14 protein-coding genes are annotated in these 14,820 nt (G+C 63.1%); 6 read left to right on the forward strand and 8 right to left on the reverse strand.

The window, feature by feature from the left end:
- On the forward strand, positions 1-469 hold a 469-nt coding region (locus ACLHHB_RS14245), incomplete at its 5' end, for an ABC transporter permease (protein ID WP_410218945.1).
- A 12-nt stretch (positions 470-481) separates the two neighbouring features.
- Here the strand turns inward: ACLHHB_RS14245 and choV are convergent.
- Genes choV through choX form a run of 3 tightly spaced genes read right to left on the reverse strand, consistent with a single transcriptional unit; the run spans position 482 to position 3,355 of the window.
- On the reverse strand, positions 482-1,513 hold the full coding sequence (gene choV, locus ACLHHB_RS14250; protein ID WP_410218946.1) for a choline ABC transporter ATP-binding protein: 1,032 nt from the start codon (positions 1,511-1,513) through the stop codon (positions 482-484).
- Positions 1,510-2,358: a choline ABC transporter permease subunit gene (gene choW / locus ACLHHB_RS14255; RefSeq protein ID WP_410218947.1), complete on the reverse strand. Its 849-nt coding sequence runs from the start codon at positions 2,356-2,358 to the stop codon at positions 1,510-1,512. Before choW ends, choV begins: the two co-directional genes overlap by 4 nt.
- 55 nt (positions 2,359-2,413) lie before the next feature.
- Positions 2,414-3,355 (reverse strand): choline ABC transporter substrate-binding protein, encoded by a 942-nt coding sequence (gene choX, locus ACLHHB_RS14260; RefSeq protein ID WP_410218948.1) that lies wholly within the window; start codon positions 3,353-3,355, stop codon positions 2,414-2,416.
- 91 nt (positions 3,356-3,446) lie between these two features.
- On the opposite strand from choX, the gene betI reads away from it, so the two are divergent.
- The 3 genes from betI to betA are packed head-to-tail and all read left to right on the forward strand — an operon-like array spanning position 3,447 to position 7,082.
- The gene (betI, locus tag ACLHHB_RS14265) at positions 3,447-4,013 is read left to right on the forward strand and encodes a choline-responsive transcriptional repressor BetI (protein WP_410218949.1); all 567 of its coding nucleotides are present in this window, start codon (positions 3,447-3,449) and stop codon (positions 4,011-4,013) included.
- Positions 4,010-5,455, forward strand: coding sequence for a betaine-aldehyde dehydrogenase (gene betB, locus ACLHHB_RS14270; protein ID WP_410218950.1), 1,446 nt, complete (start codon positions 4,010-4,012; stop codon positions 5,453-5,455). The genes betI and betB overlap by 4 nt, the downstream gene beginning before the upstream one ends.
- The gene (gene betA, locus ACLHHB_RS14275; protein WP_410218951.1) at positions 5,442-7,082 is read left to right on the forward strand and encodes a choline dehydrogenase; all 1,641 of its coding nucleotides are present in this window, start codon (positions 5,442-5,444) and stop codon (positions 7,080-7,082) included. Before betB ends, betA begins: the two co-directional genes overlap by 14 nt.
- 39 nt (positions 7,083-7,121) lie before the next feature.
- Here betA and metH read toward each other — a convergent pair whose 3' ends face one another.
- The 3 genes from metH to ACLHHB_RS14290 all read right to left on the reverse strand — a co-directional run bounded on the left by metH (position 7,122) and on the right by ACLHHB_RS14290 (position 11,425).
- A complete protein-coding gene (gene metH, locus ACLHHB_RS14280) occupies positions 7,122-9,839 on the reverse strand; it encodes a methionine synthase (RefSeq protein WP_410218952.1) in 2,718 nt (905 codons plus the stop codon).
- Positions 9,832-10,875, reverse strand: a complete 1,044-nt coding sequence (locus ACLHHB_RS14285) for a homocysteine S-methyltransferase family protein (protein ID WP_410218953.1) — start codon at positions 10,873-10,875, stop codon at positions 9,832-9,834. The genes metH and ACLHHB_RS14285 overlap by 8 nt, the downstream gene beginning before the upstream one ends.
- Positions 10,876-10,969: 94 nt before the next feature.
- Entirely contained in the window at positions 10,970-11,425 is a 456-nt protein-coding gene (locus tag ACLHHB_RS14290; protein WP_410218954.1) for an Lrp/AsnC family transcriptional regulator, read from the reverse strand.
- Positions 11,426-11,557: 132 nt separating this feature from the next.
- Between ACLHHB_RS14290 and hppD the strand changes: the two genes are divergently transcribed.
- On the forward strand, positions 11,558-12,670 hold the full coding sequence (gene hppD / locus ACLHHB_RS14295) for a 4-hydroxyphenylpyruvate dioxygenase (protein ID WP_410218958.1): 1,113 nt from the start codon (positions 11,558-11,560) through the stop codon (positions 12,668-12,670).
- A 4-nt stretch (positions 12,671-12,674) separates the two neighbouring features.
- Entirely contained in the window at positions 12,675-13,034 is a 360-nt protein-coding gene (locus ACLHHB_RS14300) for a Rieske (2Fe-2S) protein (protein WP_410218955.1), read from the forward strand.
- Here ACLHHB_RS14300 and ACLHHB_RS14305 read toward each other — a convergent pair whose 3' ends face one another.
- Entirely contained in the window at positions 13,035-14,072 is a 1,038-nt protein-coding gene (locus ACLHHB_RS14305) for an ABC transporter substrate-binding protein (protein WP_410218956.1), read from the reverse strand.
- Positions 14,073-14,186: 114 nt separating this feature from the next.
- Positions 14,187-14,820: polyphosphate kinase 2 (gene ppk2 / locus ACLHHB_RS14310; protein ID WP_410218957.1), on the reverse strand; the 634-nt coding region annotated here is incomplete at its 5' end.

The following is a 14,820-nucleotide window of genomic DNA, read 5'->3' on the forward strand; positions in this document are numbered from 1 at the left end:
CATGAACACCGAAAGCGTCACGAACACCACGGCTGTCACCATGATCTGGGTGACAGCCGTGGTGTTCGTGACGCTTTCGGTGTTCATGGAAACGCGGACCGACCCCCAGTTCGGCCTGATCGTCATCGGGCTGGCGATGGCAGTGGTCCTGGGCGCGGCGGTGGGCGCGATGAACTGCTTCCTGTTCGAGGCGTTCACATGGTGGCAGCAGCTGTGGGGCATCCTCATGCGGCCACTGTTCCTGATGTCCTGCCTGTTCTTCATCTTCGACGACATTCCACAGCCCTACAGGGACTGGCTCTGGTGGAACCCTCTGGTTCACGTAGTGGGCCAGATGCGGCGGGCTTTTTACCCCAGCTATGTCGGCGATTACGTCAGCTATACCTATGTCTTTGGATTGGGCCTGGGCCTTTTCGCCATCGGACTGGCTCTGCTGATCCGGTATCACCGCGACCTCCAGAACAGCTGAGGCCGCGCGGGATCACCCGCGCGGATCGATCAGCCGTGCCAGCACCGCCTCGCGCGTGATGCGCCCGCCCCCCTCGACAGGCAGGGCGGCCCGGCCGGCCAGCAGGTCCATCACCGCCCTGACCGGCATGTCCCGCGCCACGGCCGGGCCCTCGGCCTCGCCCGGCTCGGCCACGTCTTCGGCCGTCAGCACCCCGAGCGGGTTCATGTGCGCCACGAAATCAGCCACATAGTCATTGACGGGATTGGCGATGATCTGGCGCGCTGTGCCGATCTGAACGATCCGACCACCTTCCATCAGCGCGATGCGGTTGCCCAGCTTGAAGGCCTCGTCCAGATCGTGGCTGACAAAGATGATCGTCCTCTTTGTCTTGGCCTGCAGTTCCAGAAGCTCGTCCTGCAGGCGGGCGCGAATCAAGGGGTCCAACGCGCTGAACGGCTCGTCCATCAACAGGATCGGCGCTTCGGTGGCAAAGGCGCGCGCCAGCCCGACGCGCTGCTGCATGCCGCCCGACAATTCGCCCACCTTGCGATCGGCCCATTCGGACAAACCCACGGTCTGCAGGTGCTGTTCGACCTTGTCCCTCCGGTCGGCCTTGGACAGGCCGGCCAACTCCAGCCCCAGTCCCACGTTTTCGCGCACCGTGCGCCAGGGCAACAGGCCGAATGCCTGGAACACCATGGCTACGTCGCGCAGCCGGATGTCGCGCAGACTGCGTGCACCGGCGCTTGTGACGCTGACCATGCGGTCGCCCTTGCGGATGCGAACCTCGCCCCGGCAGACATGGTTCAGGGCATTCACCCCCCGCAACAGGGTGGATTTGCCCGAACCGGACAGACCCATCAGGACCAGAATCTCGCCTTCGGCGACGGACAGGCTGCAATCGTGGACGCCCAGGACCTGACCGGTTTCGGTCTTGATTGGACCGCGCTCCAGTCCTTCGTCCATCAAGGGCAGGGCACGTTCCGGATGATCGCCGAAAACAATGCAGACATGGTCGAACTCGACCGCATTCCGGGCGGTGTCCGTAAGGGTGGCGTTCATTTGTGACCCTCCATGCGCAGCATCCGGTCCAGAAGGATGGCGACAACGACGATGACGAATCCGGATTCAAAGCCGAGCGATGTGTTCACGCTGTTCAGCGCGCGTACCACCGGCACGCCCAGGCCCGACGCGCCGACCAGCGCCGCGATCACCACCATCGACAGCGACAGCATGATCGTCTGGTTCAGCCCGGCCATGATCTGGGGCAGGGCGCTTGGCAGTTCGACCTTCCACAAGAGCTGGCGCGGCGTCGCGCCGAACGCGGTTGCGGCCTCCACCAGCGACGGAGAGGTCGAGGCGATGCCCAGCTGCGTCAGCCGGATCGGCGCAGGCAGCACGAAGATCACGGTCGCCAGCAGGCCCGGCACCATGCCGATGCCAAAAAAGACGATGGCCGGGATCAGGTAAACGAACGTCGGCAAGGTCTGCATCAGGTCCAGCACCGGGCGCATCCAGGCGTAAAGCCTGGGCCGATGAGCGGCGGCGATGCCCACCGGGACACCGATCGCCATGCAGACGATGCAGGCTGACAGCACCAGCGTCAGCGATTGCAGCATCTCTGACCAATAGCCTTGGTTTAGGATGAAGAGCAGGCCGATCGCCATCAGCAGGCAGGGCGCCGCCCGCCGCTGCAACGCCCAAGTCAGCGCCACCGCCAGCGCGATGAACACGAACGGGTGCGGCGCCTGCAGCGCGGCCAGCACGCCGTTGATCAGCGCCTCCATCCCGACCGAGATGGCGTCGAAGACTGCGCCCGCATTGGCGTTCAGCCAGTCGAACGCATTCTTGGCGGTGCGTCCAACCGGGATCTTGTTGTCCGTGACCATCGTGGTCAGCTGTTCCATGCCTGTCCCCTTGCATGTGGAGGAGGGTGCGGGCCCTCAGCGGCCCGCGCATTCGTCAGCCCGCCAGCGCCTCGGACAGCGCAGCCTGCGGATCGTTGCCGTCAACCGTGCTGACATCCGTCAGCCATGGCGTTGCGGCATCGGGATGGGCTGCCAGCCATTCGCGTGCGGCCTCCATCGGGTCCATCCCGTCGTTCAGGATCTTGCCCATGACCTCGTTCTCCATGGGCAGCGCGAACTCCAGGTTCTGCAGGAACCTGCCCACGTTCGGGCATTCCGCGACATAGCCTGCACGGGTATTGGTGCGCACCTCGGCACCCCCCAGGTTTGGTCCGAAGATCTCGTCTCCGCCCGACAGATAGGTCATGTCGAACTGTGCGTTCATGGGGTGCGGCTCCCAACCCAGGAAGATCACCGGCTGGTCGCGGCCGTCGGCGCGGCTGACCTGTGCCAGCATGCCCTGTTCGCTGGATTCGACAACTTCAAACGTACCAAGGCCGAACTTGTCCATCGCGACCATCTCCAACAGGAGGCGGTTGCCGTCATTGCCGGGTTCGATGGCATAGATCTTGCCGTCCAGCGCGTCCTTGTGTTCGGCGATCTTGGAAAAATCGTCGATCCCTAAGGCGGCGCCTGCCTGGTTCGTGGCCAGGGTGTATTTCGCGCCGGTCAGGTTCGTGCGAACCGTGTCCACGGTGCCGGCATCGGTATAGGGCGCGATATCGGCCTCCATCGTCGGCATCCAGTTGCCCAGGAACACGTCCACATCATCGGTGGACAGCGCCGTATAGGTCACCGGAACCGACAGGATGCGTGTCTCGGTCTCGTATCCGAGTGCCTGCAGAACAGTCGTCACCAAGGCCGTGGTGGCCGTTATGTCGGACCAGCCCACGTCCGAAAAAACCACCGTCCTGCATTCCTCAGGCTCGGCGGCAGACGCCGGTAAAGCCATGGCAGTACCGATCGCCAGCGTCGCGGCCAGACGAGAAAAGATCATTTTCGGGCTCCCTGTTCTTGATTGGTCAGTCAATTAAAGTTAGATGTCGATTGCAAAGCAACAGATTTCTTTCCTTAGCACAGGTGCAGTCATGCCGAAACTCGGTGCCGAACCTATCCGAAAGGCCGCGCTGATCAACGCCGCCATTGTCGAGGTGGGCCGTGCCGGTTCGCTGGACGTCACCGTGGCCCAAATCGCGCGCCGCGCCGGAATGTCGCCTGCCCTGGCGCATCATTACTTCGGCTCCAAGGATCAGATCTTTCTGGCGGCGATGCGCTTCATCCTGCGGACCTATGGACAGTCGGTGCGCCAGTCCCTGCCAGGGGACGGGCCGCGCGGGCGCGTCAACGCCATTGCACGGGCCAGCTTTGCAAAGCAGAACTTTCAGCGTGAAACGGTCAGCGCCTGGCTGAACTTCTATGCGCTGTCCTTCGTCAACAAGGACGCGGCACGCCTGCTGCGCGTTTATCACTGCCGGTTGCGGTCGAACCTGATCGTCGCCCTGCGCAACCTGACCCCCCATCCCGAACAAACAGCCGATACCCTGGGTGCCCTCATCGACGGGGTTTACCTGCGCGCTGTGCTGACACCGGGGCCAACCGATCCGGACGCGGCCCTGAACACCATCATGACCTATCTTGAGGAGGCGCTTGCATGAGCCTTTCAGTCCAACCCGAAGCCAGCCTGTTCATCAACGGCGCCCCTGTCGAAGGGCAGGGCGCCGAACTGCCGGTCCGTTATGCCTTTACCGGCGAAACCATCGCCACGCTGCACGAGGCCTCGGCCGAACAGGTTGCCGCTGCCTGCGCCGCCGCGCGCGCCGCGCAGCCGGCTTGGGCCGCCATGGCCCCGGTCGAACGTGGACGGATTCTGGGACGCGCGGCGGCCCTGATCCTGCAGCGCAATGATGAGCTGGCGCGGATCGAGACCTTGGACACAGGCAAGCCGATCCAGGAAACACTTGTGGCAGACTGGCCGTCGGGCGCGGCGGCGCTGGAATATTTCGCCGGTCTGGCCGCCACCCTGACCGGCCACATGATCCCCCTTGGTCAGGACTGGGCCTATACGCGCCGCGAGCCGCTGGGTGTCTGCGCCGGCATCGGTGCCTGGAACTATCCCAGCCAGATCGCCTGCTGGAAGGCTGCACCGGCGCTGGTGATGGGCAACACCATGGTCTTCAAACCCTCGGAGGAAACGCCGCTGGGTGCCTTGAAGCTGGCCGAGATCTTCATGGAGGCCGGCATGCCGGCGGGGGTCTTCAACGTGGTTCAGGGCCGGGGCGAGGTGGGCGCGGCGCTGGTGACGAATCCCGATGTCGCCAAGGTGTCGCTGACCGGATCGGTACCGACGGGCCGCCGCGTCTACGCGGCCGCCGCGGAAGGCATGCGCCACGTGACGATGGAGTTGGGCGGCAAGTCGCCCTTGATCGTCTTCGATGACGCCAATTTGGAGGATGCCGTCAGTGCGGCGATCCTGGCGAACTTCTACAGTTCGGGCCAGATCTGCTCGAATGGAACGCGGGTGTTCCTGCAGGAGGGCATCAAGGAAAACTTTCTGGCGCGCATGGCCGAACGTGTGAAAGCCGTGAAGATGGGCGATCCGCTGGACCCCGATACGAATCATGGGCCCATCATCAACGAGGCTCAGGCTGGCAAAATCCGCGCGGCTATCGAGGCGGGACAAGCCGCGGGCGCGCGGCTGGTCTGCGGTGGCGCGGGAGAAGGAGCGTTCATTCCGCCCACGGTCTTTGCCGATGCGACTGACGACATGGCGATCGCGACCGACGAAATCTTTGGCCCCGTCCTGACGGCGCTCAGCTTCGTGGACGAGGATGAGGTCGTTACGCGCGCCAACGGCACCGGCTTCGGCCTTGCTGCCGGGGTGTTCACGCAGGATCTGACCCGCGCCCATCGCGTTATTGCCCGCCTGGAGGCAGGCACCTGCTGGATCAACACCTATAACCTGACCCCGGTCGAGATGCCTTTCGGCGGCGTCAAGATGTCCGGTCTGGGACGCGAAAACTCGGCCGCCGCCATCGAGCATTATTCGCAGCTCAAATCCATTTATGTCGGCATGGGAGGCGTCGATGCGCCCTATTGATCCTTCGCGCGCGGCCGCTCCGGCCGATTACGTCATTGTCGGCGCCGGCAGCGCCGGCTGTGCGTTGGCCTACCGCCTGACCGAGGCCGGTCGCAGCGTCACGCTGATCGAATTTGGCGGCAGCGACATCGGCCCCTTCATCCAGATGCCGGGGGCCTTGTCCTATCCGATGAACATGCCGCGTTATGACTGGGGCTTTTCCAGCCAACCCGAGCCGCATCTGGGCGGGCGCCGGCTGGTGACCCCGCGCGGCAAGGTGATCGGCGGGTCATCCTCGATCAACGGCATGGTCTTCGTGCGCGGCAATCCGATGGATTTCCAGCATTGGGCCGAAAGCGGTGCTGCTGGATGGGATTATGCCGGCGTTTTGCCTTATTTCAAGCGGATGGAAACCTGGCACGGTGGGCAGTCGCCTTGGCGGGGAGCGGATGGCCCTTTGCACATCACGCGCGGCAAGCGCAAGAATCCGCTGTTCAACACCTTCATCGAGGCGGGTCAGCAGGCAGGCTGGCCCCGCACCGACGATTACAATGGCGAACAACAGGAAGGCTTTGGCCCGATGGAGGCGACGATCTGGAAGGGTCGTCGCTGGTCGGCTGCCAATGCCTACCTGCGTCCTGCCAAAAAGACGGGCCTGTTGACCGTCGTGCGCGGTCTGGCGCATCGGATCCTGTTTCAAGGAAAACGCGCTTACGGCGTTGAGTTGGAACGGAAAGGCAAGATCGAGACTGTCGAGGCCAAGCGCGAGGTCATTGTTTCGGCCAGCTCGATCAACACGCCCAAGCTGCTGATGCTGTCGGGCATCGGTCCTGCGGATCATCTGCGCCAGCACGGGATCACGCCGCTGGCGGATCGTCCCGGAGTGGGGGCCAACCTTCAGGATCACCTGGAGGTTTACATGCAGTACAAGTCGCTGAAGCCGATCACACTTTATACCTATTACAACCTTCTGGGCAAAAGCCGCGTGGGGGTCGAATGGCTGCTGCAAAAAACCGGACTGGGTGCATCGAACCAGTTCGAAAGCTGCGGTTTCATTCGGTCGTCCGAGGCGGTGGATTATCCCGACATCCAGTACCATTTCCTGCCGCTGGCCGTTCGATATGACGGCAAGTCCGCGGCGCAGGGACATGGCTTTCAGGCCCATGTCGGGCCGATGCGATCAAAGTCCCGCGGCACCGTCCGGCTGTCTGGCACGAATCCGGTGGCCGCGCCCGAGATCCGCTTCAACTACATGTCGCACGAGGATGACTGGGCCGAGTTTCGTGCCTGTGTCCGCCACACGCGCCGCATCTTCGATGCACCGGCCTTTGCCGAGTTCCGGGGCGACGAGATTCAGCCCGGTGAGGCGGTCCAGACGGACGCGGAGATCGACGATTTCATCCGCGAACACGCCGAATCCGCCTATCACCCCTGTGGCTCTGCGCGCATGGGTGCGATCGATGATCCGATGGCGGTCGTTGATCCCGAACTGCGGGTGATCGGAGTCGAGGGATTGCGCGTGGCCGACAGTTCGATCTTTCCGCGCATCACGAACGGCAACCTGAACGGTCCGTCGATCATGACCGGCGAAAAGGCCGCCGACCACATATTGGGACGGACGATGATGCGCGAAGACGTCGCAGCCTGAAGGAAAAGGGCCCGCACCGGATCGGTGCGGGCCTCTTTGTCATGCCGCGTCGGAGGCGGCGGCGCGCTTTGAATAGTTCAGCACCGGGGCCAGCCAGCGCTCGACCTCTTCCAGCGACATCCCCTTGCGGGTGGCATAGTCGCGAGCCTGATCTTCCTCAATCCGGGCGACGCCGAAATAATAGGCTTCTGGATGGCCGATATAAAGGCCGGAGACCGAACTGCCGGGCCACATGGCCATGCTTTCCGTCAATTCGACCCCGGTCGCGGCTGTGGCATCCAGAAGATTGAAGAGGGTGGTCTTTTCGGTGTGATCGGGCTGCGCCGGATAACCCGGAGCAGGACGGATACCCTTGTAGGGCTCTGCAATCAGTTCTTCCGGGGTGAAGGCCTCGTCAGGGGCATAGCCCCAGAGTTCACGCCGCACACGGGCATGCAGCATTTCCGCCATGGCTTCGGCAAAGCGGTCCGCCAGTGCCTTGACCATGATCGCGCCATAGTCATCGTTGGCGCGTTCATAACGCGCCGCAACCTCTGCCTCCTCGGGGCCTGCGGTGACAACAAAGCCGCCGACGTGATCGGAAATGCCTTCGGGCGCCACGAAGTCGGCCAGTGCCACGTTGGGACGGCCGTTCCGTTTGGTCACCTGCTGGCGCAGCGTGTGCAGGACGGCCTTTCGGTTGCTCCGATCCGGTCCGGTGAAAAGGTGGATATCATCCCCCACCGCGTTGGCAGGCCAGAAGCCCACGACAGCGCGCGGCTTGAACCATTCGCCTTCAATGATGCGGGCCAGCATCTCCTGCGCGTCTGCGAACAACTGGCGTGCCGCCTCTCCCTGCTTTTCATCATCGAGGATGCGGGGATAAACGCCCTTCATTTCCCATGTCTGGAAAAAGGGCGTCCAGTCGATATAGCGCGCGATCTGGGCCAGGTCCCAATCATCGATGATCCGCGTGCCGGTGAAGGCAGGGACCACGGGCGCATAGGACGACCAGTCGATCTTCAGTGCATTGGCGCGAGCCGCCGTCAGGGGCAGGCGGCTTTTGGCGGCTTCGGAGCGCTCGTGCCGCTCGGCGACCTCCGTATACTCGGTGCGGATACCCTCGACATAGGCATCCTTCTGACCGGCGCTCAGCAAGGACGAGGCGACACCCACGGCACGGCTCGCGTCGGTCACGTAAACGGCCTGTCCCTTGAGGAACCGGGGCGCGATTTTGACTGCAGTATGGATCTTGGACGTGGTGGCGCCGCCGATCAGCAGCGGGATGTCAAAGCCCTCGCGCTCCATTTCGGAGGCTACATGGACCATTTCATCCAGCGATGGCGTGATCAGGCCCGACAGGCCGATGATGTCGACCTTTTCATCCCTTGCGACCTGCAGGATCTTCTGCGCGGGCACCATGACGCCCAGGTCGATCACTTCGAAGTTGTTGCAGGCCAGCACGACACCGACGATGTTCTTGCCGATGTCGTGTACGTCGCCCTTGACCGTCGCCATCAGGATCTTGCCGGCCGTTTCGCGCTCGGTCCCGCCCGTCAGCCGCTTTTCCTCTTCCATGTAGGGCAGAAGGACGGCCACGGCCTGCTTCATCACGCGGGCCGACTTCACGACCTGCGGCAGGAACATCTTGCCGGCGCCGAACAGATCGCCCACGACGTTCATCCCCGCCATCAACGGGCCCTCGATCACGTGCAGCGGTCGCTCGGCGCTCTGCCGCGCCTCCTCGGTGTCGGCTTCAATGAATTCGGTGATGCCATTGACCAGCGCATGTTCAAGACGCTTTTCGATCGGCCACTCGCGCCAGGACAGGTCCTTTTCCCGTTTCGCGCCTTGCCCGTCGCCGCGGAACCGCTCGGCGATCTCCAGCAGGCGCTCGGTCGCGTCGGTACGGCGGTTCAGGACCACATCTTCGCAGGCTTCGCGCAGATCGGCGTCGATCTGGTCATAAACGGCCAGCTGACCCGCATTGACGATTCCCATGTCCATCCCCGCCTGGATGGCGTGGTACAGGAAGACCGCGTGCATGGCCTCACGCACGGGCTCGTTGCCGCGAAAGCTGAAGGACAGGTTCGATACCCCGCCCGAGACATGGACATGGGGCAGGTTCTGCCGAATCCAGCGCGTCGCCTCGATGAAGTCAACGCCATAGTTGTTGTGTTCCTCGATGCCGGTGGCGACGGCAAAGATATTGGGATCGAAGATGATGTCCTCGGGCGGAAAGCCCACCTCATCCACCAGGATGCGATAAGCGCGTTCGCAGATCTGGATCTTGCGCGCGCCCGTGTCGGCCTGGCCCTGTTCATCGAAGGCCATGACCACGACTGCCGCCCCATAGGCCAGGCACAACCGCGCCTGCTGCCGGAACTGTTCCTCGCCTTCCTTCATGGAGATCGAGTTCACGACCGGCTTACCCTGCACGCATTGCAGACCGGCCTCGATCACCTCCCACTTGGAACTGTCGATCATGATCGGCACGCGGGCGATGTCGGGTTCGGCCGCCAGCAGGTTCAGGAACTCGACCATGGCTGCGCGGCTGTCGATCAGCCCCTCGTCCATGTTGATGTCGATGATCTGCGCCCCGTTTTCCACCTGGTCGCGGGCAACCTCCAGTGCGGCGGCGTAATCGCGGTTCTTGATCAGCTTGCGGAAGCGTGCGCTGCCGGTGACGTTCGTGCGTTCTCCGATGTTCACGAAAGGAATGTCGGGGGTCAGCGTGAAGGGTTCGAGGCCCGAAAGGCGCAACAGACGATCAGGCATAGGCGGGCACCTTTCTGGGGGTGAAACCTTTGACGGCATCGGCAATGGCGCGGATATGGTCGGGCGTCGTGCCGCAGCAGCCGCCGACGACATTCACCAGCCCTTCGCGGGCGAACTCGGCCACCTGCATGGCCGTATCGTCGGGACCTTCATCATACTGGCCGAAGGCGTTAGGCAGCCCGGCATTCGGATAGGCACAGATCAGCGTTTCGGACACGCTGGACAGTTCGGCCAGGTGCGGGCGCATCGCGGCCGCCCCAAGCGCGCAATTCAGCCCGATGGTCCAAGGATTGGCATGGCGCACGGAATACCAGAAGGCCGTGGGCGTCTGCCCCGACAGCGTCCGCCCCGACGCGTCGGTGATCGTTCCCGAGATCATCATCGGCAGGCGCTGGCCATGGGCCTCCATCGCCTCGATACAGGCAAAGATCGCGGCCTTGGCATTCAACGTGTCAAAGATCGTTTCGATCAGCAGGATGTCGGCCCCGCCCTCGATCAGCCCCTTGGCCTGCTGCAGATAGGCGCGTCGCAGATCATCAAAGCTGACGGCGCGGTAGCCCGGATCGTTCACATCCGGGCTCATGGAGGCGGTGCGGTTCGTCGGCCCGATCGCGCCCGCGACGAAACGCGGTCGGCCGTCCTCGGCCGTGGCGCGGTCCAGTGCACGTCGGACGACCCGGGCGCCCTCGACATTCAGTTCGTGGACCGCAGATTGCATGCCGTAATCGGCCTGCGCGATGGTTGTGGCAGAAAAGGTGTTCGTTTCGACGATATCCGCACCCGCAATGGCATAGCGATAGTGAATCTCCTCGACCGCCTGGGGCTGGGTCAGGATCAGCAGGTCGTTGTTGCCGGTCTGCGGATGTTCGGAATGGTGTCGGCAGACATGGCCCGAGCCGTGGCCGGTATAATCGTCCTCGCCAAGGCCCAGTTGCTGGATCTGGGTTCCCATGGCCCCGTCCAGGATCAGGATGCGTTCCGATGCCGCGCGGTTCAGTGCATCGAAGGCGGGTGAGGGTGTCAGTCTGCCGGTCATGGTCGGGGCCTTTCGTCAGAAGCCTGTGATATAGACCCGCAGCCCCGCGTCAGCAAATTCATAATTTTCGACAAGATGATGAAAGCCGTGCATGTCAGGACAACGGCACCCCGCGCTCGTCCTTCAATGTCTTCAACACGATCTCGGACCGGACCTGCGCCACCTGCGGGTGAGGCAGCAGGTGGCGGTGAACGAAATCCGCAAACCCATCGAGATCGCGGGCCCGGATGTCCAGGATATAATCGGCATCGCCTGACACCGAAAAGGCCGAGCGGATCATCGGCTGTGCGGCCACGAAGCGGGCAAACTCGTCCTCCCGGCCCTGACCATGGCCGCGGAGATTGACACGGATGATCGCACGGAATGCATGGCCCAGTTTTGCCGCCGAAAGCCGGGCCGAATACCCCTCGATGATGCCCGCATCCTCCAGCGCGCTTCGCCTGCGCGAGATCTGCGAAGCGGAGAGACCGACGAGATCGGCCAAGGCAGCGTTGGTCAGCGAAGCATCGCGCTGCAGCGCCGACAAAAGTGCAGCATCGAAGTGGTCCATGCAAATTCCATTCGCCAAAGCGGGAAGTGACGCAAGCGCCGCGCATTGCAGGCCCCAGGATAAGGAATTTTGCAAGTCCCATGCATTGCGAAAGGCGCATCATCGATAAAAGTGAACAGGAGGAGGATGACCATGGGACCGTTCCCGCATGACGCCCCCAAGGCCACAATCAGCGCGGCAAACCCGGCAGGCACCGACGGCTTCGAATTCGTGGAGTTTGCCCATCCCGAACCGCAGGTTCTGGACCGGATCTTCCGGCAGATGGGCTTTACGCCCGTGGCCCGTCACAAGGCCAAGGAGATCACGCTCTATCGTCAGGGCGACATCAACTATCTGCTGAACGCTGAACCGGACAGCCACGCGGCCGGCTTTGTGGCCGAACATGGCCCATGCGCGCCCGCGATGGCGTGGCGTGTCGTGGACGCACAGGCCGCGCTGAAGCGCGCGGTCGATCTGGGCGCAAGCGAATATACCGGCGCGGGCAAGTCGATCGAGGCTCCGGCGGTGATCGGCATTGGCGGGTCGCTGCTGTATTTCATCGACCGGTATGGAGATGAAGGCAGCGCCTATGACACTTACTATGAGTGGCTGGGCGAGGCAAACCCTCGGCCCGAGGGTTTCGGCTTCTTCTATCTGGATCACCTGACCCACAACGTGATCCGCGGCAACATGGACACGTGGTACAAGTTCTATCACGACACGTTTAATTTCCGCGAGATCAGGTATTTCGACATCAAGGGCAAGCAGACCGGCCTTGTCAGCCGTGCCTTGACCTCGCCCGATGGCAAGATCCGCATTCCGATCAACGAAAGCACCGACGACCACAGCCAGATCGAGGAATACCTGCGCGAATACAAGGGCGAAGGCATCCAGCACATCGCCATTGCCAGCAACGACATTTACGGCGGCACCGACAGGATCGCGGATGCGGGGATGGAGTTCATGCCCGGACCGCCCAGCACCTATTACGAGATGTCGCACCGCCGTGTGAAGGACCACCAGGAACCGATCGACCGCATGAAGGCACGTGGCATCCTGATCGACGGCGAGGGCGTGGTGGGCGGCGGCGAAACCCGCATCCTGCTGCAGATCTTCTCCAAGACCGTGATCGGCCCGATCTTCTTCGAGTTCATCCAGCGCAAGGGTGATGACGGCTTTGGCGAGGGCAACTTCCGCGCCCTGTTCGAATCCATCGAGGAGGACCAGATCCGCCGGGGCGTCCTCAGCGCGGAACCGACCGCCTGACCTGATGGCTTGGACCGATTACAGCAGTGCGCCGGCAGCCGGGACCGTGATCTGCCCCGCAACTCAGATCACGGGCGTTCACGCGATGATGGTCATGACCGGACGCGGCGGCTTTCCCCTGATCCTGGTGCGGGAAGGCGACTTGGTGCGAGCCTTCGTCAACGCCTGCCCGCACCAGTACCTGCCGCTGGATTACCGAGGAAACAACCTCCTGTCAGCCGACGGAAGCCGGCTGCTCTGCACCGCCCATGGTGCCAGCTTTGACAAAAGGACCGGAGAACCTGTCAGCGGCGCGGACTGTGCGCTGGATGCGGTGCCTGTATCGATCAGGGGCGGTGACATCGTCATCGCCCCTGATCCTTGATCAGAAGCCGGCCTTGATCTTCTCGAACTCGGCCAGTTGGCGCTGGCGCTGCTCGGGGCTGTTCGGCGTTTGCGCCAGCACGGGCGCGTCGATGTCCGACAGTCCTTCGGCCACCGCCGGTTCGTCCGCAATGGTCGCCATGGCTTCGGTCGAGGTGTGGCCATAGCCGATGGTATCCAGCAACGCCTTGCCGGCCGACGGCTCCAGCCAGGCATTGATGAAGTCATAGGCCTTGTCTTCGCTGCCCGGGCCGTTCTTCAGGTTGATGAACCCGCAGAAAAAGGTCGAGGACCCTTCGACCGGTTCGCGCTGGAACCCCACGGGATAGTTGTCCTCCTGCAGATAGACGACCCCGTCGTTCCAGGACCAGGCGATGTCGACAGCCCCCGAGGCCATCAGTTGCGCCTGCTCGGACGGGTCCGACCAATAGGCGGCAACATTCTGATGGGCCTGCCGCAGCCAGTCGGCCGCCGCTTGGAACTGTTCGTCCGTCACGTCGCTCCAGTCCGTGGTTCCCGTGGCCAAGTAACCCAGTGCCCAGACGTCATCCGAACTGTCGGGCAGCGAGGTGCGTCCCTGATACTTGGGATCGACAAAGACCTGCAGGGTGGACACATCCTCGGCCGGGACGGTTTCGCTGTTATAGGCGATCGCGGTCGCGCCCCAGTCCGTGGGAATGTACCACACGCCCTGATCGTCGCGGAACACGTCGGAGTCCAGGAACTCCTCCCCGATCTTGTCAAAGTTCGGGATGCGAGACGTGTCCCAGGGCTCGATCAGATCGGCGTCGCGATACTTGCTGACCATCTGGCTGCAGGGATGGGCCACATCTGCGCGAAAGCCGGACGCCACCTTCTGGAATGCCTCGTCGTCATCGCCATAAAAGGTAAAGGTTGGGCTGTCGCCGTGCTGGTCGATATAGCCCTGAAAAATCGACGGTTCCTCGAAACCGGCCCAGTCAAAGACGGTCAGTTCGGGATCTGCTGCATAAGCGGGAAGGGCCGCGGCGGCCAAGATCGTGGTGGTCAGCAAGCGCATGAAATCAGGCCTTTCCATGGGGCGAGTTCGCAATGACGCTAAACGCGGTCCCCAGACCGTGCAAGCCCATCGCGCGGGCGTGATAACGGCGTGCCGTTGCGTCGGGCAGCGGTCCTAGCGGCGCAGCAAGTCCGGTCCGCCCGCGATCTGCGGATCAGGCTGACCGATGGCCTCGGCGTTCTTGCCGGTGAAATCGACGGCCTGCAGGATGGTCTGGATGGCTGCCACCCGCGCCCGCCGCTTGTCGTCGGACCGGATGACCGTCCAGGGCGCGATGGGCGAATGGGACAGGTTCAGCGTTTCGTGGATCGCGGTGCTGTAGTCGTCCCATCGGGCCAGGCCCTCGACATCGACGCTGCTCAGCTTCCACTGCTTCAGGGGATCCTTTTCGCGGTCGAGGAAACGCCGCAGCTGTTCCGCCCGGCCGACATTCAGCCACAGCTTGACCAGCGTCACCCCGTCATCGACCAGCGTCTGCTCGAAACTGGGCAGCTGGCGGAAGAAGGCGTTGCGCTGCTGGTCGGTGGCAAAGCCGAACACACGTTCGACCACGCCGCGGTTGTACCAGCTGCGGTCGAAGAGGGCGATCTCGCCCGCCGCGGGAAGCCAGTCGACGTAGCGCTGGAAATACCACTGACCCGCCTCGCGCTCGGTCGGCTTTGGCAGCGCCACCACATAAGCCGATCGCGGGTTCAGGTTCTCGCGCACGCGTTCGATGGTGCCGCCCTTGCCGGCCGCATCCCGTCCT

Origin of the sequence: Paracoccus sp. (in: a-proteobacteria) (assembly GCF_046462195.1) — a bacterium.
Classification (GTDB): domain Bacteria; phylum Pseudomonadota; class Alphaproteobacteria; order Rhodobacterales; family Rhodobacteraceae; genus Paracoccus.